18 protein-coding genes, 2 pseudogenes and 1 riboswitch are annotated in these 20,405 nt (G+C 46.1%); of the genes and pseudogenes, 3 read left to right on the top strand and 17 right to left on the bottom strand.

What is annotated here, in order from left to right; translation table 11 throughout:
* On the bottom strand, positions 1-1,634 hold a 1,634-nt coding region (locus ACWGOO_RS02830), incomplete at its 3' end, for a LamG-like jellyroll fold domain-containing protein (protein ID WP_452481325.1).
* A 392-nt stretch (positions 1,635-2,026) separates the two neighbouring features.
* On the opposite strand from ACWGOO_RS02830, the pseudogene ACWGOO_RS02835 reads away from it, so the two are divergent.
* Positions 2,027-2,737: pseudogene (locus ACWGOO_RS02835) on the top strand (ISL3 family transposase); the annotation flags it as partial.
* Positions 2,738-2,839: 102 nt separating this feature from the next.
* Here ACWGOO_RS02835 and ACWGOO_RS02840 read toward each other — a convergent pair.
* From ACWGOO_RS02840 to metA, 3 genes are all read right to left on the bottom strand, one after another.
* Positions 2,840-4,018 (bottom strand): aminotransferase class I/II-fold pyridoxal phosphate-dependent enzyme, encoded by a 1,179-nt coding sequence (locus ACWGOO_RS02840; RefSeq protein WP_452481327.1) that lies wholly within the window; start codon positions 4,016-4,018, stop codon positions 2,840-2,842.
* Entirely contained in the window at positions 4,015-5,199 is a 1,185-nt protein-coding gene (locus ACWGOO_RS02845) for a PLP-dependent transferase (RefSeq protein ID WP_452481329.1), read from the bottom strand. The genes ACWGOO_RS02840 and ACWGOO_RS02845 overlap by 4 nt, the downstream gene beginning before the upstream one ends.
* Before the next feature lie 124 nt (positions 5,200-5,323).
* A complete protein-coding gene (gene metA, locus ACWGOO_RS02850) occupies positions 5,324-6,241 on the bottom strand; it encodes a homoserine O-acetyltransferase MetA (RefSeq protein WP_452481331.1) in 918 nt (305 codons plus the stop codon).
* Positions 6,242-6,361: 120 nt separating this feature from the next.
* A riboswitch (SAM riboswitch) is annotated at positions 6,362-6,487 on the bottom strand.
* A gap of 556 nt (positions 6,488-7,043) precedes the next feature.
* On the opposite strand from metA, the gene corA reads away from it, so the two are divergent.
* Complete coding sequence (gene corA, locus ACWGOO_RS02855; RefSeq protein ID WP_452481333.1) at positions 7,044-7,979, top strand: magnesium/cobalt transporter CorA; 936 nt, start codon at positions 7,044-7,046, stop codon at positions 7,977-7,979.
* 248 nt (positions 7,980-8,227) lie between these two features.
* On the opposite strand, the gene ACWGOO_RS02860 is transcribed toward corA, so the two are convergent.
* The 12 genes and pseudogenes from ACWGOO_RS02860 to ACWGOO_RS02915 form a co-directional block, all read right to left on the bottom strand.
* A complete protein-coding gene (locus ACWGOO_RS02860; protein ID WP_452481335.1) occupies positions 8,228-8,668 on the bottom strand; it encodes a GNAT family N-acetyltransferase in 441 nt (146 codons plus the stop codon).
* 454 nt (positions 8,669-9,122) lie between these two features.
* Positions 9,123-10,129: pseudogene (locus ACWGOO_RS02865) on the bottom strand (HRDC domain-containing protein).
* 165 nt (positions 10,130-10,294) lie between these two features.
* Positions 10,295-11,173, bottom strand: coding sequence for an ROK family protein (locus ACWGOO_RS02870; RefSeq protein ID WP_452481337.1), 879 nt, complete (start codon positions 11,171-11,173; stop codon positions 10,295-10,297).
* A 228-nt stretch (positions 11,174-11,401) separates the two neighbouring features.
* Complete coding sequence (locus tag ACWGOO_RS02875) at positions 11,402-12,298, bottom strand: 5'-3' exonuclease (RefSeq protein ID WP_452481339.1); 897 nt, start codon at positions 12,296-12,298, stop codon at positions 11,402-11,404.
* Positions 12,299-12,370: 72 nt separating this feature from the next.
* Positions 12,371-12,736: an arsenate reductase family protein gene (locus tag ACWGOO_RS02880; protein WP_452481341.1), complete on the bottom strand. Its 366-nt coding sequence runs from the start codon at positions 12,734-12,736 to the stop codon at positions 12,371-12,373.
* Positions 12,737-12,738: 2 nt separating this feature from the next.
* Positions 12,739-13,701 (bottom strand): RluA family pseudouridine synthase, encoded by a 963-nt coding sequence (locus ACWGOO_RS02885; RefSeq protein WP_452481343.1) that lies wholly within the window; start codon positions 13,699-13,701, stop codon positions 12,739-12,741.
* 21 nt (positions 13,702-13,722) lie between these two features.
* Positions 13,723-14,286: a cob(I)yrinic acid a,c-diamide adenosyltransferase gene (locus tag ACWGOO_RS02890; RefSeq protein ID WP_452481344.1), complete on the bottom strand. Its 564-nt coding sequence runs from the start codon at positions 14,284-14,286 to the stop codon at positions 13,723-13,725.
* 307 nt (positions 14,287-14,593) lie between these two features.
* The gene (locus ACWGOO_RS02895) at positions 14,594-14,800 is read right to left on the bottom strand and encodes an aspartyl-phosphate phosphatase Spo0E family protein (RefSeq protein ID WP_452481345.1); all 207 of its coding nucleotides are present in this window, start codon (positions 14,798-14,800) and stop codon (positions 14,594-14,596) included.
* A 112-nt stretch (positions 14,801-14,912) separates the two neighbouring features.
* Complete coding sequence (locus ACWGOO_RS02900; protein ID WP_452481346.1) at positions 14,913-16,124, bottom strand: aminotransferase class I/II-fold pyridoxal phosphate-dependent enzyme; 1,212 nt, start codon at positions 16,122-16,124, stop codon at positions 14,913-14,915.
* 12 nt (positions 16,125-16,136) lie between these two features.
* Positions 16,137-16,637, bottom strand: coding sequence for an Lrp/AsnC family transcriptional regulator (locus tag ACWGOO_RS02905; protein WP_452481347.1), 501 nt, complete (start codon positions 16,635-16,637; stop codon positions 16,137-16,139).
* Between the two features lie 146 nt (positions 16,638-16,783).
* Complete coding sequence (locus tag ACWGOO_RS02910) at positions 16,784-17,170, bottom strand: spore coat protein (protein WP_452481348.1); 387 nt, start codon at positions 17,168-17,170, stop codon at positions 16,784-16,786.
* A 34-nt stretch (positions 17,171-17,204) separates the two neighbouring features.
* Positions 17,205-17,441, bottom strand: coding sequence for a hypothetical protein (locus tag ACWGOO_RS02915; RefSeq protein WP_452481349.1), 237 nt, complete (start codon positions 17,439-17,441; stop codon positions 17,205-17,207).
* A gap of 284 nt (positions 17,442-17,725) precedes the next feature.
* Here ACWGOO_RS02915 and ACWGOO_RS02920 point away from each other — a divergent pair, with 284 nt between their 5' ends.
* Positions 17,726-18,964 carry an NAD(P)/FAD-dependent oxidoreductase gene (locus ACWGOO_RS02920; protein ID WP_452481350.1) on the top strand — a complete coding sequence of 413 codons (1,239 nt, stop codon included), beginning with the start codon at positions 17,726-17,728 and terminating at the stop codon, positions 18,962-18,964.
* A 79-nt stretch (positions 18,965-19,043) separates the two neighbouring features.
* Here the strand turns inward: ACWGOO_RS02920 and ACWGOO_RS02925 are convergent, their stop codons facing one another.
* The gene (locus ACWGOO_RS02925) at positions 19,044-20,297 is read right to left on the bottom strand and encodes an MFS transporter (protein ID WP_452481351.1); all 1,254 of its coding nucleotides are present in this window, start codon (positions 20,295-20,297) and stop codon (positions 19,044-19,046) included.
* Positions 20,298-20,405: the final 108 nt, after the last annotated feature.

A 20,405-nucleotide genomic window follows, 5' to 3' on the forward strand; every position in this document is an offset into this window, starting at 1 on the left:
AGCTTAATGCTCGTTGTTGTGGCTGTGCCTGTCAGATTCGCTGGGGTTGTTGGAGTCGCCGGGGCTGGAGTGGTCGGCGTTGGATCAGTCGGCGTCGGATCAGTTGGCGTCGGATCGGCTGTTTTTACTTGTAGCGATGCCGCACTGCTTTCTCCGGTTCCGTTCTTGGCTACCAATGTGTACGTGTAGCTTGTGGACTCCTTCAAGCCTGTATCCGTATAGGTCAGGTCGCTTCCTCTATAGACCACTTCTCCGTCTCGTTTCAACTCGTAGCTCTCGGCGTTGTCCGCTGCATTCCAGCTGAGCTTAATGCTCGTTGTTGTGGCTGTGCCTGTCAGATTCGCTGGGGTTGTTGGAGTCGCCGGGGCTGGAGTGGTCGGCGTCGGATCGGCTGTTTTTACTTGTAGCGATGCCGCACTGCTTTCTCCGGTTCCGTTCTTGGCTACCAATGTGTACGTGTAGGTCGTTGCTGCCGTCAACCCTGTACTATCGGTAAATTTGGATTCGCTTCCGCTGTAGATACTAACACCGTCACGCTTCAACTCATAAGTCGTAGCCCCAGCAACATCATCCCAATCCAGCGTAATAGACGAGTTTGTAGCAGTGGTTACGATGTTTGTCGGAGTTGGTAATACCGATTTATTCGTTTTGTCTATTATTTTAGCCTCATTGGTCTCCCCGTTACTATTCCGGGCAATAAGCGTATACGTATAATCGGTAAATGGAGATAACCCTGTATCTGTAAAGGTAGAATCCGGTCCTTGATAAATGATTGAATCATTTCGTTTGAGAACATATGTTTCTGCATTTGTAATTTTATCCCAGTTTAGCACCATTTTTTGATCTGTCTTTTCTGTGATCTGCAAGTTAAAGAGCGGAGCAGCAAAACCTGCAGCAACTCCATTATTTCTCTTGGTAACATCATAAACAATTCCCGTAGTCAACGAATCTGGGTTCCATGCCCCAATTAAACCAGCTTCATCTCCACTGAGAGATCGGTTCATATCAGACTGAATATCTTCAGCAGTCCGGGCATTGTTCCAGATACGCACTTCCGCTAACTTACCCGCGAATTTATACTTTGAGTCGTGCCCCCATCCAGATATGACGGCCATTGGAGTTACAGATTTAGATTCAGTCTTATCCGTGAGAAATAAACTAATGGATTGTTTCTCTCCATTGATGTAAAGCACATTTGTATCAGCCGTTGGAACACCATTCGTGAAGACTGCTGCTACATGAACCCATTTGTTCTTCAATTCAACAGAAGGAATTCCTAAGATACTTCCATCACCTTGATTAAATCCAAAGTATCCATTGGCAAAATAAAGATTATAGATGTACCAACCAAACGGCTTGACAGAACTCGTCCCATTCCAATACATCCAGAACTCTACGGTAGTCTTGGCTCCTGGTATCGCATTAACAGGAAGTTTGGTTATTTTGAATGTGTCATCTACCCCATCAGTAGTAATGAAGTTTATAGGTTCCACAGGAGTAAACGATTTAGTTGTTGCAGGGTCAAGCACTCCATTTGCAGCACGTACCAAACTTGTTGGAATAAAAATAGGCAGTATGATCCCCAAAAACATAATTAAGGCTAAAGAAGCGTTTGCTATTTTATTGCATTTCATATTTTCCTTCCCCTGTTCCGTCTAGCATTTTCTGCAAAAACAACTCGTCGTTTATCATAAAAGTTGATGGTCGCTTGCAGTCAAGCATTTCAATCCCCTGACGTTTCAGCCCCCCACCCTTTCGTATCTCAACCTAGAGAAGCTTCATCGAACTGCCAAAACCTGATAGATTAAAACAATTTTACACAGAAATCCCCCTCTCTCTTCCCGTTTTGTAAATGATAATTTCAGATATTCCTTCTGAACGGAAAATTCGACAAAATGATCTCTTTATCATTATCGGATAAGAAATCTTTTATTTTAGGCTCAAAACCAAAATCAGTGCTTGACGAAATCATCAAGGGTCAAAAATGGAAAAACATCTGCAATTCCTGTAATGTTGTAAGTCCGCACAAACAACAAAAGGAATAGCAACGCATAGCGCCCGCATGCAGCAAGCACCGTCCAGTTCCGTACAGCGTATGCATAACGAGGCGATTCCGGCCGAGTATGAACGGATCTACGAGCAAGTGTGGGAAGAAGCGAAACAAATGAAAAATCTGGTTTTAGGCGTCGATGACTTTGCGATCAAGAAAGGCCATACGTATAACACGGGCATTTATAACCTCAAAGGGGAGACCATGCTAGACCTGCTGCCGGGTCTAAAGTTAGAGGAACTAGAGGAGCTGCGGGCTAAGGCATATCTAAAGGCTAACCAGCGCTTGCTCGATCCACCAGCGGAATCGCTTGGTAAAGAAGGCAGTAAGCGTTTGGAAACGCTGCTGAACTATTCATCGCTTCTTTGCAGCGTATGGAATGGAAAGAAGCGTTCGCGACCTGGTATAATTGCTCATCCAACTTTTCCGTTGCCCAATAAGGGTTTGAGCGTTGGTGTGGCAGGGTGATCGAGTTGACCACATTGCAGTTCGAAGCACCCTCAAGACGAAGCGAAGTTGGAAAACCGAAATCGTAAACTACCATCAATGCCGCTGGGCAAACGCGACCGTAGAAGGTCGACATCATCGCATTAAAGCCTTATAGCGCCGCCATTACTTTATACGAAATCGCAGGCGCTATAAGGCGGGAATTTCATCGAATGCAATCGCCATCGGATGCTGGGCTAGATGTCAAGCGCTGATTATGAGATTGAGTGGATTTTTTTATATTTTATGTTCATTATGCCTGTAATTAACACACAGGGGCTTCAATTTCGACATGTTGTCGTTTTAGCGAAGAGCCTCATTTAAATCACTGATCAGATCGTCAATATCCTCCAGACCTACGGAAAAACGTAGCAGACCATCCGTGATTCCCCGCTCCAGACGTACACTGTGTGGCATTGCCGCATGTGACATCATCGTCGGATACGACAAGATACTTTCCACAGCTCCCAGACTTACCGCCACAATCGGGATTTGTACGCGATTGAGTACTTCTTTTGCACGCTCACCGGAACCTACATCAAACGAGATAACCGCACCGTATCCACTGGATTGGCTCTCATGTACGGCGCGCCCCGGATGATTTTCCAGCCCCGGATAGTATACCGCCTCAATGTCACTGCGCTCGTTCAGCCAGTTGGCCAGCTTCGCCGCACTCTTTTCGCTGTGCGCCATACGTGCCTCCAGTGTCTTCATCCCGCGCATAAGCAACCACGAATCCTGAGGGGCCAATACGGTTCCAAGTCCATTTTGAAGCTGCTTGATTTGTCTGCCCAACGACTCTGTACGTGCTACCGCAAGACCTGCCAATACATCGCTGTGCCCGCCGAGAAATTTGGTTGCGCTGTGCAGCACGATATCGACGCCTTGCTCAATCGGACGTTGATAATAGGGCGTCATAAAGGTGTTATCCAGCAGCGTCAGAAGCCCTTTCTCCTGTGCCCAAGCCGTTACCCCTGCCACATCGGTGATTTTGAGGGTTGGATTAGAAGGTGTTTCCATATATACAGCCTTCGTATTTTCCTGCAGCGCTTCTTTCACAAGGTTGATATCCGTCATATCGACGAAGGTGGTTTCGATATTCATCCGTTTTAAAATAGAAGTCAGCAGGCGGTAGGTCCCTCCATATACATCTTCTGAAACAATGACATGGTCCCCTGTGGACAACAGCATAAACGTACTGGATATAGCTGCCATACCAGATGCAAAGGCAAAACCTCTGGCCCCGCCTTCCAGTAAAGCGATGTAGTCCTCCAAAGCTTGCCGTGTCGGGTTGCCGGAACGACTGTAGTCATGCAACGGAGGATTAAAAATATCATGATGGTGAAAGGTGGACGCCTGATAAATCGGTACGCTCGACGCACCCGTAACACTATCAATTCCAGAGCCAAAATGCTGCAGCTTGGTAGCGAATTTCCGTTCTTTTTCCGTTTCCTGCCCGATTTTCCGCACGTCCTCAATCATTGCCGTTCCCCTCCTTCGATTTCTTGACGTGCCGCTTCCAGCGCTGAACGCAAATCTTCAATTAAATCATCCGTATGTTCAATGCCGACGGAGAAGCGCAGCAACCGATCATCCACTCCCACTGCATCCCGAATCTCAACCGGTATATCGGCATGTGTCTGTACAGCAGGATAAGTCATTAACGATTCCACACCGCCCAGACTTTCTGCAAAAGCAATAAGCTTAATATTTCGAAGCAATGGCTCCACATAACGGGCATCTTTTACTTTAAAAGAGAAAATACCTGTGTTGCCGCTGGATTGTTTATTTTGAATTTCACGACCAGGATGACCCTCAAGCCCCGGATAAAACACCTCAGCCACCGCCGGATGCGTCAGCAGATAATTGGCCAGCACCGTCGCATTGTGCTCATGCCGATCCATACGCAGCGCCAATGTTTTCATGCCCTTCATCAGCTGATAGCTATCGCTCGGAGACAGTACAGCACCAATGGAATTATGAAGGAAGGAAATTTCGGCTGATAGCTCCTTACCCTTGGTTACGATCAAGCCTGCCAGCACATCATTGTGTCCGCCCAGATACTTGGTTGCGCTATGTACTACAATATCTGCACCCAACTCCAAAGGACGCTGGAAATATGGGGTTAACAGCGTATTATCTACAATGGTAAGCAACTGACGTTGTGACGCCCATTCGGCTACAGCCCGAATATCGGTAATCATCATTAATGGATTCGTAGGCGTTTCTATGAATACCGCTTTGGTATTCGGTCGACATGACTGCTCGATAGCTTCAAGATCGTTCGTATCCACATAGCTCGCAGTCACGCCGAATCTGGATAAAATACGTTCCAGCAAACGATACGTGCCTCCATACAGATCCAGCGATACAATCAGATGATCTCCTTGTCCAAACAGGGCAAATACCGTTTGCAACGCCGCCATACCTGAACTGCATGCAAAGCCTGCATCACCGGATTCCAGTGTAGCGGACGCCTCTTCCAGCACCTTGCGTGTCGGATTGATCGTTCGAATGTAATCAAATCCTGTGCTTTGACCCAGACGGGGATGGCGAAACGCTGTAGACTGATAAATCGGAAAGTTCACCGCTCCGGTTACCGGCTCTTCGATTGAACCAATTTGTGCTAACCTGCTTTCGATTTTCCACTGTTTCTCACTCATATGAATCCTCCCGTTGATTTCCATAATAGGTGCTGTAACATATGCTGCAAAATGGGATTATCAAATCTATACTGCTGCGCTGCTGCAATGTGGTACTGCGGAGATATAAACGTCAAGCCCCTTTTTAGATCTGGGGCCCGATATCGAAAGGTGTTTCTTGGTATACATAATAGTTGAGCCAATTTGAAAATAATAAATTGGCATGCGCACGCCAGGTTGAGGGCGGTATACGCTCAGGGTCATTGTTGGGAAAATAATTTTTCGGTAATTCAATATCCATCCCTTTGGCGACATCACGATCATATTCCCATTTCAGGGAAAGTGGATCGTATTCGGAATGTCCCGTCACAAAGATTTGTCTGCCATCACGCGTAGCTACCAGATACACTCCGGCTTCCTCAGATTCGGATAAAAGCTCCAGTTCGGCAATATGCTCAATATCTTCGGGTCGAACCTCTGTATGCCGGGAATGAGGTGCATAAAACAATTCATCAAAACCGCGTAGCAACTTCGCTTTAGGTTTAATAACGCTATGTGGAAAAACGCCAAAACATTTGTAATCAAGTCCGTATTTGGGAACGCCGAAATGATGGTACAGACCCGCCTGTGAGGCCCAACAGATATGCATGGTCGAAGTTACATTCGTTTTCGTCCATTCAAAAATTTGCCGGATTTCCTCCCAGTAGTTCACATTCTCAAACTCAAGCTGTTCAACGGGTGCTCCCGTAATAACCATGCCGTCAAAACGACTGTTTCTGATCTCGCCAAACGTTTTATAAAACATGCTCAAATATTCCTGCGATGTATTTTTAGATACATGCGACTTCATGTGTACCAATGTAACGTCCACTTGAAGCGGAGTATTGCCAACCAGACGCAACAGTTGAGTTTCCGTTGTTTCTTTGGTAGGCATCAAATTCAAAATGGCGATGCGCAACGGACGAATATCCTGATGATAGGCTAGACTTTCATCCATTACAAAAATATTTTCGCTCTCCAGCACTTCCTTGGCAGGTAGTGTATCCGGAATTTTAATCGGCATGTAAACTCACTCCTTGTTCGGTGAAGTTTTTGCGAAAATCGTCATGTTGAGATGCCGGGCATATCATAAAAAGACCTTCCTCGGTTACGAGAAAGGTCATATTTGTATCCATATGCGCCTCTCTCATCTGTCAGGGCATCGCTCTTTGTAAGAAGCGCGCGTCCTGCAAGAATTAGCACCGTACGATTAAAATCGCCGGTTGCCGGGTATCATCGGGCTAGTCCCTCCACCTGCTCTTGATAAGATTTCGCTATATTCATTTTGGGTTCATAAAAAGTTCTTGTTGTTCACTTTAATGCATCCGCTGGGCCTCGTCAAGATGGAACTTGTAATTTAGCGCCTTTCATTCACATTTCGTCTTACTTTTCCATATGTTAAATCATACATTACTCTATCGCCGAAGCTCTTGTCACTACTGTTGATTTAGCCCGCGATTTTGCGCTTGAAAGGCTGTAGGTCGAGCGTTATACTATACAAGTGCTATAGGCCGAAAATATGGAGCAGTGGTGCAGATTTAGAGTGCTTTCTGCGATACTGTGGCAACCTAAAAAAGAACATTTGTGAGGTGAAATCCGGAATGGAAGGCGACCCGAGTCCGAATAGGCGGCGATCCCTGAACAACAGCATAGGAATGACTTCAGCTTGCCGAAAGACGGGGCGCCAGGCTCTGCATGCTCCAAAAGCCTCTGGCTTTTGATGGGGATGCCGCTTACCTGATCCGGCTAACTGGCTAACTGAGTCCATTCCTTATGCTTGAGGTACACGTATTTTCCGTTACGACGGAGCATAAGGAGTGACATATATGAAAATCCGTTTGGTAAACAACGGGGTTTTTACCCCTGTCGAAGAAATTGAAATGGCGCTTACTCCGCCAGCAGAAGGCTTTTATTGGATTGATGCCGATGTTGATGATCTGGCAGTGCTCCAGCCTCTGTTCTCCATGCATGATCTCGCGGTAGAGGACTGTTTGAGTGAAGAAGAGCAGCGTCCGAAGATTGAAATTTACGAGAGCCATTATTTTATCGTTGTAAACAGCATTCGTTTTGATGATGAAGAAATATTTTTACGTGCCTTGAACATTTTTCTCGGCCGCCATTTTATCATTACGGTGACCAAGCAGAAAATCAATGAGCTTCGCACCCTCAAGCCTATGCTGTGGGAGCAGGAGGTCAGCCAACCTGACCGTTTTATGTATCTATTGGTTGATTTGATTGTTGACAACTATTTTCTGGTTGGTGACCGGATTGAGGTTCGCATTGAGAAGCTGGAAGAAGACATTCTGATGCATACGAAAAAGTCGCATTTGAATGAAATCATCGGCTTACGCAGTGAGATTCTGTGGCTGAAAAAAGTGCTTGGTCCGCAAAAAGAAGTCATCAATACGTTGAACAAACGGGATTTACGGCTGATCGACGATCAATTGCAAAAATATTTCAGCGACATTTATGAAAATGCCGTGAAAATTTCGGAGACTTTTGAAACTTACCGCGATCTAATGGGTAACCTTCGAGAAGCTTATCAATCCAGTATCGCTAACCGTGCGAATGAAATCATGCGCGTGTTTACAGCGATTACAACCGTGTTTATGCCGTTAACGGTCATTACCGGAATTTATGGTATGAACTTTGATAATATGCCTGAGCTTCATACACATTATGGTTATTTTGTCGTCATTGGTATTATGGTGGCGCTGGGTGTCAGCATGTTCTGTATTTTCCGCAAGAACGATTGGGTTTGAGAAAAAAGGTTGAAGCAGCAGCTGTATCCTCACAGGATATAGCTGCTGCTTTGTTGTATTGTTGTATATTTCTGCCGCACTATCACTACACACTTTAAGCTTTTTTTTCAAAAGGCTATGTTAAATCATAATGTTAATTTCCGACCAAAAGAAAACCGCCATAAAAGGCGTAATTGAACTAACAGACTGCCGTAATACTGGAAATCTGTTGTAATGAAGCGATTATTATTGTTGGTTACTATCCTTGACTAGACAAACCTATACTGCGCAAGCATTTCTCCCCAGGGTGATATTCCCTCCTCCCTGAAACCTGATTTTCTATATAGCTTTCTAGCTAGTTCATTGTCTGGTTTATATCCAATCATTATAACATCAGTCCTATCACTGGATTTCCATATTTCGTCAATAACTAGCAACATAGCATTGTAACCTTGACCTTGACCTTGAAATCTTTCGTCAATCATAAATCGGTAAACCCAGTAATTTCCGTCATCCTGGTCTAAACCAAACATCGTAAAACCAATCATTACATCGTCATTGTAAATAGCTTTAGATAAAAATCCTTCTAAAAACTGACTTTCCGCAATGGAAAAAAGGTTAGATACAATAAACCTATTTTGCTCTGGTTTCGGTTTAAGTTGAGCACATTCTTCCCAATTACTTTTGTCGATTGCTTTTAGCGTAATCATTTTTGGATTCCTCCTATATAGGGAAATCCGTACAGACTTCCCTATTTTTTAGACCTCTCTAATATTTTGCCTGAATGCATTTTCATACCACATCACTCCTTCTAAAAAATCGTATGAATTTAGTCTGACATCTTTTACTTCAATTATTTTATAGTTCTTATCATATACTAATCCTTCACAATTTGGGTACTAATTTTTACATATAACTAAAGTTTACTGCCCATTCAGTAAGAAAAAGCTGTATTCCATTTCTTCAAGCGGCTTTGGCCTGCAAGCTTCATCAATTCCTTATAAATCCATGGGAATATCGTCTCCGAACCACGATTTACCCCAATTATAGAACATATGTTGGTAATCATCGAATTTCAACAACATAGCTTAACATAGTCTTTCAAAAAAAGCACCGACCTAATATGCCTTTCGACAAATGATCGGTGCTTCCGATTGTATTTGGTTATCCCGCATGTCGATCTGATGCCCCTTGATGGCGAAAACGGATACGAATCAGACGCAGCCGCTCATAAACTTGATCCAGCCCCGTTTCCGCGGCCTGTTCCTCACCATATACCCGCAGCATGACGGGCTTGAGCAACGTATCCCCCAGTTCTTCATACGCAGACCAGATTGCCGTCTGCTCTTCCTCAGATACGTTCACCAATTCCTGACAGATCAGCTTTTCCATATCGATTCCATCTCGATCCAAATGTTCCACTGCTTCAATCATTTCTCTACGATGTAACCCCACCTTCAATCCAATATGCTCCAACGTAAGACCGTCTGAAATACCTTCAATAATGGTTTTTGTCAGACTGAATTTATTCAGTTCCTGCTTATATTGGTTCTCTTTTTGCTTGTACAGCCATGATAAGAAAACTTCCTCATCCAGTGTCTCTGTTACCCAATTTAGCGGAAATGGCGTTGTCCGGTCATTTTGTGTCGTAATAGCCAGTAGCTCTGGCCCATATTGAGATATTTTACCCTGCCCCATTCCTGGTAGCTCCAGCAACTCCTCCTCGGTATGGGGAAGATAGACGCTAATCAACCGGAGCAGACGGTTGGTAGCGATAAAATAAGGTGCCTTTCGCTCGGCAGCCGCCTTTTGTCGTCTCCACATCGTCAATTGCTCATACACATCATCACGTGGAAACAAATCACTATAGCAATACAGCTTTTGTAATGTTTGTCCACGTCCTGCTGCCCCTTTCTGCTCATGAAAAACACCATGGATTAAGGGTCTGTAGCCCTCTGCCATCTTGAGCGCCAGCTCGTGGCGATAACATGCAACAATTCCTGCCATAAGCTGCCCTCATACCATAAATCATCTGTGCTTTCATCCAAGCTGTGTTGTGTGCTCCACCCTGCACTCCATACCTCATCATGTTGTCCAATCCATACCTGAGCAAATAGCTCATGGCCCTGTTCATTCCGTTTGGACAAACGGTTTAAAAATACGATTTCCATGCTTTTTCCTCCATGCTTATCATTGGGTTACAGTTCCGCACAACGCAAAATACAAAAAAAGCACCTATCTCGCGTATTTGCAAGAAAGGTGCTTCCCTTTTTGAGCCGTACTATACTGTTGCCTATATGATAACCGTACCTCGGATCGCCGTCAACCCAAAATTCTCATTTGTTCAACTTTTCCTTTGCCAAGGCAAGAGCGCCGCACAATCCGGCATTGTCTCCCAAGCCTGGAGCCACGATATATTGATCCATTTCTGTAGTCAGACTCTGATGCTGTACATATCCGTTCAACAGTTGTTGAAGCTCGGCGCGAACGAGTGGAAACAGTTGCTCCTGCTTCATTACTCCGCCACCCATAATAATTTTTTGCGGTGAAAGAATCAATACATAGCTCATCAAAGCCTGTGCCAAGTAATAAGCTTCCATCTCCCAAGCCGGGTGATCCACAGAAAGCTCATGTCCTTTGATCTTCCATCTTTTCTCGAGTGTAGGACCTGCTGCCAATCCTTCCAGACAATCACCGTGATAAGGACATGTCCCTTCATATGTATCTTCCGGATGACGACGCACTAGAATATGACCCATTTCAGGATGGGATAATCCATGAATCAGCTTTCCACCGACCAAAGCACCCGCTCCGATGCCTGTACCTATCGTAATATAGAGACAGCTGTTCAGTCCCTTGGCCGCCCCCCAGATGGATTCGCCCAATGCTGCACCGTTCACATCCGTGTCAAATCCCATAGGTACGTCAAAATGCTCTTTCAGCTTGCCGATCAGGTTATAATTGCCCCAATGCGGCTTTGGCGTTGTTGTAATATAGCCATATGTATCACTGCCTTCGATAGGATCAATCGGCCCGAAGGACCCTACACCCAGCGCTTCAATGCCCTTCCCTTTAAAAAATGCAACGACATTCGCCATCGTTTCTGCTGGCGTGGCAGTCGGAAAGCTCGCGCGTTCCAGCACCTCTCCCTGTTCGTTGCCAATTCCACATACAAATTTGGTACCGCCTGCCTCAATTGCTCCCAATACTGTCATAGCTACTGTTGTCCCCTCTCAGTCATGGTCCGGTTCTCTCTATCCTATATTCGCCTGAAACGTTTCCAAGGTCAATCCTTTTATCGCAATTGTATATAATCCTTCACAAGAATATATATCTCCCTTGACATAACTGTGCATAAAAAAGACACTAACGCACAAAGCGCCAGTATCCTCATATGTGTAATGCGAATTCCGAGTTGTACCTGTGAAGCCAAACTGGCTTCGTTATGAACCAGTTGCCACACCCATTAACGTACACAAGCTTTTCATTTCAAGCTCCTCAAACTTGTCTACAATTTGCACATGATCCAGCGTCAGCAGACAGCTGTCCAGTGCGCATGCTACAGGTACACCACAGTGAATTTCAGCCAGCTTACGTGACAAATGTAGCATATCCAGATCACTCTCGATCTTTTTGCGCACCGCCGGCGTCAATTGATCCAGATTCTCCAGAATACCTTCAATGGAGTCATATTCCTGTACCAGCTTGAGTGCCGTCTTCTCACCAATGCCTCGTACTCCTGGGTAATTGTCGCTTGCATCCCCCATTAGGCCCTTGATATCCACAACTTGGCGGGGTTTGAGCCCTTTTTCAGATAGCAGCGTTTCTGGGGTGTACACCATATAATTGCCATGACCTTTTTTCATAATAATAACCCGTGTCCGCTCATCCACCAATTGGAGTAAATCATGATCTCCGGAGAGAATCATTACATCCATGTCCTCATTCTGCGTATAATGGCGTGCCAGCGTACCGATGCAATCATCCGCTTCAAAGCCTGCCGCTCCAATGTTAGGAATGCCAAGGCTGTCCGTCACTTCACGGATCAATGTAAATTGAGGAACCAAATCATCCGGCGCGTCAGCCCGATTCCCCTTGTACGCAGCAAAATGCTCCCCGCGGAACGTCGTTCCTCCCATATCCCAGCAGCATACGACATGCGTCGGATTATAGGTTTGTACCGCATCCCAAAAATATCGAATAAAACCATATATGGCGTTCGTTGGCACTCCGGCCTTTGTGCGCCTTATATAACCGTTTGCAGCGGTTGCATAATAAGCGCGGAATAACAGAGCCATGCCATCAACCAGCATTATGGATTGTTCATTACGTTGTGTCACAGATTGTATTGCTCCCATTCATCATATTATTTACCCCCAACAGTATAACATATCGCGGAGCCGAATTGGACGTTATTGAGCGCCCCATGCTTCATCAAATGTTTCCTCTTTGAAGCCTACCGTTACTTTGTTCCCATCTGTTACAATCGGGCGCTTGATCAATCTTCCATTCGAGGATAAAAGCAGGATTTGCTCTTCACGGCTCATGTCTGCCAGCTTGTCCTTCAACTTCAGCTCCTTATAAATCTCACCGCTCGTATTGAAAAACTTTTTCAGCTCTAGTCCACTTTTGCTAATTAAATCAGTCAATTCCTCCGGGCCGGGCGGTTGTTCAAAAATAGGAATCAGTTCCGTTTCATTTCCCTTGCCTTGCAGCCATTTCACTGCATTGCGGCAAGTGCTGCATTTGGAGTACTGGTATACTTTCAACTGGCTCATCGTTATGTTAACCCTCCATTTCGATTTCTTAACAGCTCCTGTAACCGGGCCATATCGTCCGGCAAAGGAGCGCAAAACGTCATCTGCTCTCCAGTCACAGGATGCGCCAAGGACAGCTCTGAGGCATGCAATGCCTGTCGGGGCATCTGGGCATCCAACTGAGCATAACGCTCACGTTGCGCAGTGTCATCAGGCGTATTTTGGTACATTTTATCTCCGATCAACGGACATCCGATAGAAGTCATGTGTACCCGGATTTGGTGCGTACGCCCGGATTCCAGCTTGATCCCGATGCGGCTCCCCCCATTCCAGGCTTCCTCCAGCATATAGAGTGTAAGAGCCGGATAACCATCAGGGGTCACCATGCGCAAATGTGGATCATCCGGATTACGGTCAATCGGCCCATCCACCCTGCCTTCCTGTGGATCAGGGCAACCGTGCACCAGGGCCGTGTAGCGCTTATCCACCGTTCCCGCAATCATTTGCTCGGAAATATGCTGGTGTACATATGGATTTTTAGCCACCACAAGGACACCCGTCGTCTCCTGATCGAGACGATGAACGGGACGGAACCGGAACAGCTCGCCTTTGGCCTGCCAATAATGCACAACCCCGTTAGCCAGCGTTCCTGTGTAATGACCGTGAGTCGGATGGACAATCATACCCGCCGCCTTGTTGACGACCAATAAATGCTCATCCTCAAATAAAATGTCAAAAGGAATCGGTTCAGGCAAAATATCATCGGAATGCTCGCGCTCCATACGGATTTCCACGCGATCCCCGGACTGTACCTTTACACTGATATACACTCGTGTTCCGTTCAGCATAATGCCTTGTTCCGTCAGCTTGAGTTTGGAAATCAGCTTGCGCGAAACATTCATACGTTTTTGCAAAATGGTCTTCAACAGCATTCCCTCCTCCTCAGGAGGGATCGTATACACGATAGGTTCATAATATAAGCTCATCACAAATTCCCAGTTGCCTCCTTATTTGCGGAACACTTTTTTGCTACGCACATATTCGACATCCGATACCCCTTGACGTACATTCGCAGTGCGGGCCACGACGAAGAAATAATCGGACAGACGGTTCAAATACCGACGTACCGCAGGATTGATTTCCGTATACTTGCCCAGTGTGACAGCACGACGTTCCGCGCGGCGGCAAACCGTACGACAAACATGAAGCGCTGAGGACAACGTGCTGCCTCCCGGAATAATAAACCGCTCCACCTTCGGATTTTCCTCTTGACATACGTCAATCCAGCCTTCCAGCCGCTCTGCCAGCTCATCCTTTACCTTGTATTTGCTTTCGTTGATTTTGACAAACGCCAAATCCGATCCGCAATCAAAAAGTTCCTGCTGTACTTCCTCCAATTGAGCGCGAATATCCGCAAACTTTTCCCCTTCGGCAAAGCTGATCGCTTGTCCTACAAAGCTGTTCAGTTCGTCAATCGTGCCATATGCCTCCACACGGTCATCGTCCTTGGACACTCGACCGCCAATCACCGAAGTTTGTCCCTCATCACCTGTTCTTGTATAAATTCCCACGGTCTATCATCCCCTCTATCATTCCGTCAGTGCTTTTAATTCCTTAATGGCTTCTTCCTTATTGCTCGTACGCGGTGGCACGGTAGCAAATAATGTTTGGTCTAAAGACAAATTCGAACATTCTGTCCCTACAACTCCATATCCTCTTACGACAAAATAAACAGATCGTCTTCCCCGGCCGCATCGGCCTTTTCAGCCCTCTTATATGTACGCCCTCTCTTCCATGCCACCAATATATCATAAGTTATGAACGCAAAAAAAGAAGGCTCTGCGGCCTTCTCTATACATACGGCTTGGCTTCACACGGTTACACCTTGCATGCCGTATCGTACAACTTCATGTATTCGTTAATTTTCAAATCAAGCTTGCAACTGATTTCAATGACAAGATCAGAGGTAAAGGACTTCTCTTTCTGAAACGTCCGCATCATCTCATTGCGCAGGAACAAAATTTCATCTTCCAGGGAAATGTCGTATCCTATTGAACCCGATGAATGATATCCAACATATAACATGAGCATTCCTCCTGCAATTAAAAAATTGAACTGCCTGCTTTCGATTTTAAATTATAGCATATAAATTTAGAAATAAAAGACTATTTTCTATGAATTACCCATAAAAATAATTTCAACCTTCTTTTTTTACTTTTTCTACAAATTGACCGATCCGATCCAATGCTTCCGTCAGTTGAGCCACAGAGGTCGCATACGAGCAACGAAGGTATCCTTCGCCCCCCAAACCGAACACGTTCCCCGGCACAGCCGCAACCTTGGCCTCTGCCAAAAGACGTTGCGCAAATTCATCTGAACTTAGTCCTGTGCTTTGAATACTTGGGAAAACATAAAAAGCCCCTCTCGGTTCGTGGCATTCCAGACCAATGTCGCGGAATCCCTCAACCATCAGACGGCGACGCTGATTGTAAGCTTCCACCATGCGATCCTTCTCGCCCAAACCATTGCGTAGCCCCTCAAGAGCCGCAACCTGCCCCATCGAAGGCGCACACATCACGGTATACTGGTGAATTTTAAGCATAGCGGCAATTAAATCAGGATGCCCGCATGTATATCCAATACGCCAGCCCGTCATGGCGAAGGCTTTGGAAAAACCGCTGACGAGAATGGTACGGTCCATCATTCCCGGCACAGCCGCGAAGCTGACATGCTTCTCTCCATAATTCAGTTCTGCATAAATTTCATCAGAAATAACGATTAAATCATGCTTTTCTACAACCTTCGCAATCGGAAGCCAATCCTCATAGGTCATGGTCGCCCCAGTTGGATTGCTTGGATAGCATAAAATCAGCACTTTAGATTTAGGTGTGATTTTAGCCTCCAGCGCCTCTGCTGTCAGCTTGAATTCATCCTTGGCGAAAGTTTCGATTCCTACAGGAATACCGCCACCAATCGAAGTGATCGGAGAATATGAAATGTAGCATGGCTCAGGAACCAGAATTTCGTCGCCGGGTACAATTAATGCACGCAAAGCCAGGTCAATCGCTTCACTGCCGCCCACCGTCACGATAATTTCACTTTTAGGATCATAGCGGACTGCAAATTGCTCATCCAGATATTCACTAATCGCCTCACGCAGTTCAGGCGTCCCTGCGTTGGAAGTATAGCTGGTAAACCCCCGCTCCAATGAATAGACGCAGGCTTCCCGCATATGCCAAGGGGTTGTAAAATCCGGTTCGCCTACCCCCAGAGTAATAATATCCTTGTTGCCGCCCACCAGATCAAAAAACTTACGGATGCCCGAGGATGGGATCTCGCGCACCAATGGAGACAAATACGAGCTCATGGCTTTGCTACTGTCAGTCAGTGCTTCAGGTTTGATATTCATCATGATCTTCCTTTACGGCGAAATCATCAGACGATTATCTTCCTGATGATCTTCGAAGATAATTCCGTCCTGTTTGTATTTTTTGAGCGTAAAATTGGTCTTGGTGGACAGGACTGAATCAATAGGTGACAGCTTTTCCGATACAAAGTTCGCTACCTCGCGGAGATTGCGTCCTTCTACTTCAACTAACAAGTCGTATGCACCGGACATGAGATATACCGATTTAACTTGTGGATACAAATAAATCCGTTCGGCGATGCCTTCAAATCCTCTTCCCCGCTCCGGTGTAATCTGCACCTCAATTAAAGCAGTAACCTTTTCGTCGTCAACTTTATCCCAATTAACTACAGCGGCGTATTTGACGATCACATGTTGGTCTTCAAGCTCTTTAATCGCGCCACGTACTTCCTGTTCGGCAGCTCCCAGCAAGGTAGCAAGCAGAGTCGGCGTCCTTCTTGCATCTTCTTTTAACAATTTCAGCACTTTCAATTTCAAGTCATTCAGTTCTGTCATTCTACATAAGGCCTCCATCAAAAGAGATTACTATATATCATACAATACGCGCTTTAAACCTGCAAAGAAAAACCGCCCGTCCCGGTGAACCCGGCAGACGGACGGCTTGTTATGAGAAAAAGCTTCAAAAGCGGAGTGTGTCCCGTTTACATATAGTAGGGGTTGTTTTGGTGAGAAGGCTGGTCCTGTCGATGCATTGTTTGACCGTATACTCCCGCTGAGGACGATTTTTGCTGAATGAACTGTTGGCATTCCTGTTGAGTCTTGCGAGCTTCTTGAATCTGTTTGTCCAAATCGATGCGCAGCGCTTTGGACGAGGTAGAGTACATATTGTTTTGACTCATAAGACGGTACAAATCACCTTGCAGACGCAGTGTATCGTTCGTAAGGTCGGTGAAAAGCTGGCGCACGGCCGGACAATTGGATTCTGTTGTCGCCGTTGTATATTCTCCCACGGTGCGTTTCATATCAGCAAGAATGGTATAGAGCAAATCTTCTTCGGGCATAAATGACGTATTGTTCTGTGAAAACATTGTGATATTACCTCCTTTGTTGGTTAATCCATAATTACTGCTGCGGTTGCATAGGAGCAAGCTGCTGGTGCTGTTGAAGGGCATTGGAAAGCAGGTTCAGGTGATGCTCATGAGTTCTCGCGAATTGCAGACAAGCTTGCTGCATGGCAGGATGCTGAATGGATGCTGCCGTTGCCGCACATTGCTTGAGCAGCAGCTCTTCATTAGATATGGAGTCCACGATGTACTCCAGTTCTTTGCCAGTCAAAGGTTGCATGTTCGTAGATTGCATGGTCTGTGCCTCCTTAAATGTTTTGTTGCACGCAGATTAGATTGTCCGTTTGGCGGAATTATATGTATACGTGAAGAGTGGCGGAGTTTATCGAAATTTGACGATTTTGTGAGGGGCGGTTTCTGAGGACGCTTCGCTGCTTCGGCGGGAACGCCAACCATTAAGGCGCCAAGATCTCGATAAGACTCCCTTTGGGGTGGGTAGTTAAGGGGTATAAAATTACTGTAAATAACTACACACACATTGAATATTGCATATTACATTGCTTATAGGGAGTGTTTGTTATGGAATTGATTAGTGGGAATACGTATTGGCCTAGTACTCTGGAGCAGAAACTGGATTTTCCTTCTTTAACAGAAGATTTGACTTGTGATGTGCTTATCGTCGGGGGCGGGATGGGTGGATCGCTCTGTGCCCGGCTGCTGGGAGAACGACAGGTGAATACGGTGGTCATTGACAAACGTAAGCTGGCGCACGGGAGTTCTTCGGCCAATACCGGATTGCTGCAATATAGCAATGATAAGACGCTGACCTCTTTTATCAACACCCTTGGTGAGGCTAATGGGGTGCTGTTTTATCGGATGTGCAAGAATGCTCTGGATCAGTTGGAAAAGTTGGCTAGCACAGTGGACATCGATCCGTCCTTTATTCGCCGCAGCAGCCTGTATTATGCGAGTACGCCCGAGGATGTATCGTTGCTCCAAAAAGAGTTCGAACAGCTAACCCGCTTTGGGTTCCCGGTGGAATATTGGAATGAGCAACAGGTGGCTTCTCGTTTTCCCTTTCGAAAACCGGCTGCGCTGTATACACATGAAGATGCAGAGGTAAACCCGTTTTGTTTTGCACAGGGACTCCAGCAATCTGCCAGCCGTCTTGATGTACACTTATATGAGCATACCGAAGCGAAGCAATTTGAATTTGACGACAACGAGGTCGTTTGTCATACCAGCGGTGGAACCATTCGGGCGAAAAAGGTTATTTTTGCGGCAGGCTACGAATCACAGGAAATTAAAAAGGATCGCGGAGCCATACTGGAAAGCTCTTATGCGATTGCCACCAATCCGGTTGGGGATTCAGCCAAGTGGCATGAACAATGTCTAATTTGGGAAACCGCCCGTCCTTATCTGTATATACGCTCGACAACAGAAGGACGCATGATTATCGGAGGTTTGGATGAGCCTGTACTCGACCCGAAACAGCGTGAAGTTAGGTTGCTGCACCAACAGAAAAAGCTACTGCAAGCATTACAGGAGCATTTTCCCGATATACCATTCAAGATTGATTACGCGTGGGCAGCCGTTTTTGGCTCCTCCCATGATGGCTTACCGTATATTGGCCCGCACCCGCGCTTTCCGAACTGCTACTTTTTGGAGGGATACGGGGGAAACGGCACAGTCACCAGCATGATGGCTGCACAGCTGTTGGCTGATGAACTGACGGGCACACACCGACCTGAGATGGAGCTTTTTTCACTAACACGTACCACCAAGCCTTCACCCGAAATAACGGAGCCGCTGGCTTAATAAATACGAAACACGAAAGAGCCTCCAATTCCCATTTTCGTGGGTTTAGAGGCTCTTTTTTTTGAATATATATTTTAAGCTACTCGGTTTGCCTGTTCCAGCGTCTTGCCTTGGAATGAGACTTGCTCTGCTTCGTTGTTTGCTCCTTCTTTAGCACATTGCGCATAAATACCCATCCCGCCACGGGCATTAACGCAAGCCCAATCAACAGCCAGATCATGGCTATAGATGCCTTGCTAATGCTCAACACACCCAGAAAGATAAGCATTCCAGTCAATCGACCTACCATTAGACACAACTCGCGCAGTACGACCAATTCCACCCTCTGATTAGCATCCTCTTCGCTCACTCCCATCAGGTCAAAGCTAGCAGAAATCATCGGGATTAAATATAACGGCAAAAACAAGGCGGTCCCGATGCCCATAATCAGCAGCGTGCTATACTGCATCCGCCACAGTAACGGCAAAAGCGCAATCACCAGCAGCACGGCACCCAACAGCATGCCAACCGAGCGATAATGTGGCTTGAGCCATTTGCCAACAGCCCAAAAGCTGAAAAATGAAACTGCGGATGTAATAAGCGAAAACTGCGCCAGCTTCCACTCCTGCTGAGTAGCGACATACACAAGCAGCGTAATCAGGAAGGCAAAAACTCCTTCACGAATGCCCTGGGTAACAAGCGACAACGACAATGGCCGCCACATACTTCCTTTTTGCGACAAACGCTGCTTGGGCTCCAGCCAATTGTAACTTCCTGTCGTCTTACGCTTGCGAAGAAAGAAACTCAGCACCACCCCTACCACATAGAGTGCCAGAGAGATACTAAATATCACGCGGTATCCCGCATCATCCTCCATACGGGCGATAATCCAGCCGGACAGCCAGGGACCGACAATACCCGAAAACGAGCCCAGCAGACCGACCCAGCCATTAAAATGATCCCGGCTTCCCTGATCTGTGACTTCGAAAAAAATCACATTAAAAGCTAGCCAAAACAAACCCAACGCTGCACCCAATAGCATCCCTAACGGCCATATGTAGTTTACAGCCTGCGGTCCCGTATATAAAACGACTAGGTAAAATAAACCGGACAACGCGGTCCCTACGCGCAGAGCATTCATTTTGTTATGCTCCTTGACCCATTTTCCAGCCACCCAGACCATGATTCCCAGCGCAATTTGCTGGCTGACATTAAACCAGCCAATCATCGCGTAATCCTGCCTGCTTTTCCACAGATATACGTTAAGAAAAGTACCTGACAACGCTGCCGCAAACACAAACAATCCATTCAGGCTTAGTAGCAGAATGGATTGTCGGTTCAGGTTTGATTTCAATATAGTTCCCCCTAACCGAAAATCACCATTCAGCTCCTTATAACTCAGCTTGCTTCAGAGCTTCTTCGGTTTAAGATGCCCGTGTTCAACTTGGGCTTATCCGGGGGA

Source organism: Paenibacillus sp. NPDC055715 (genome assembly GCF_053617595.1).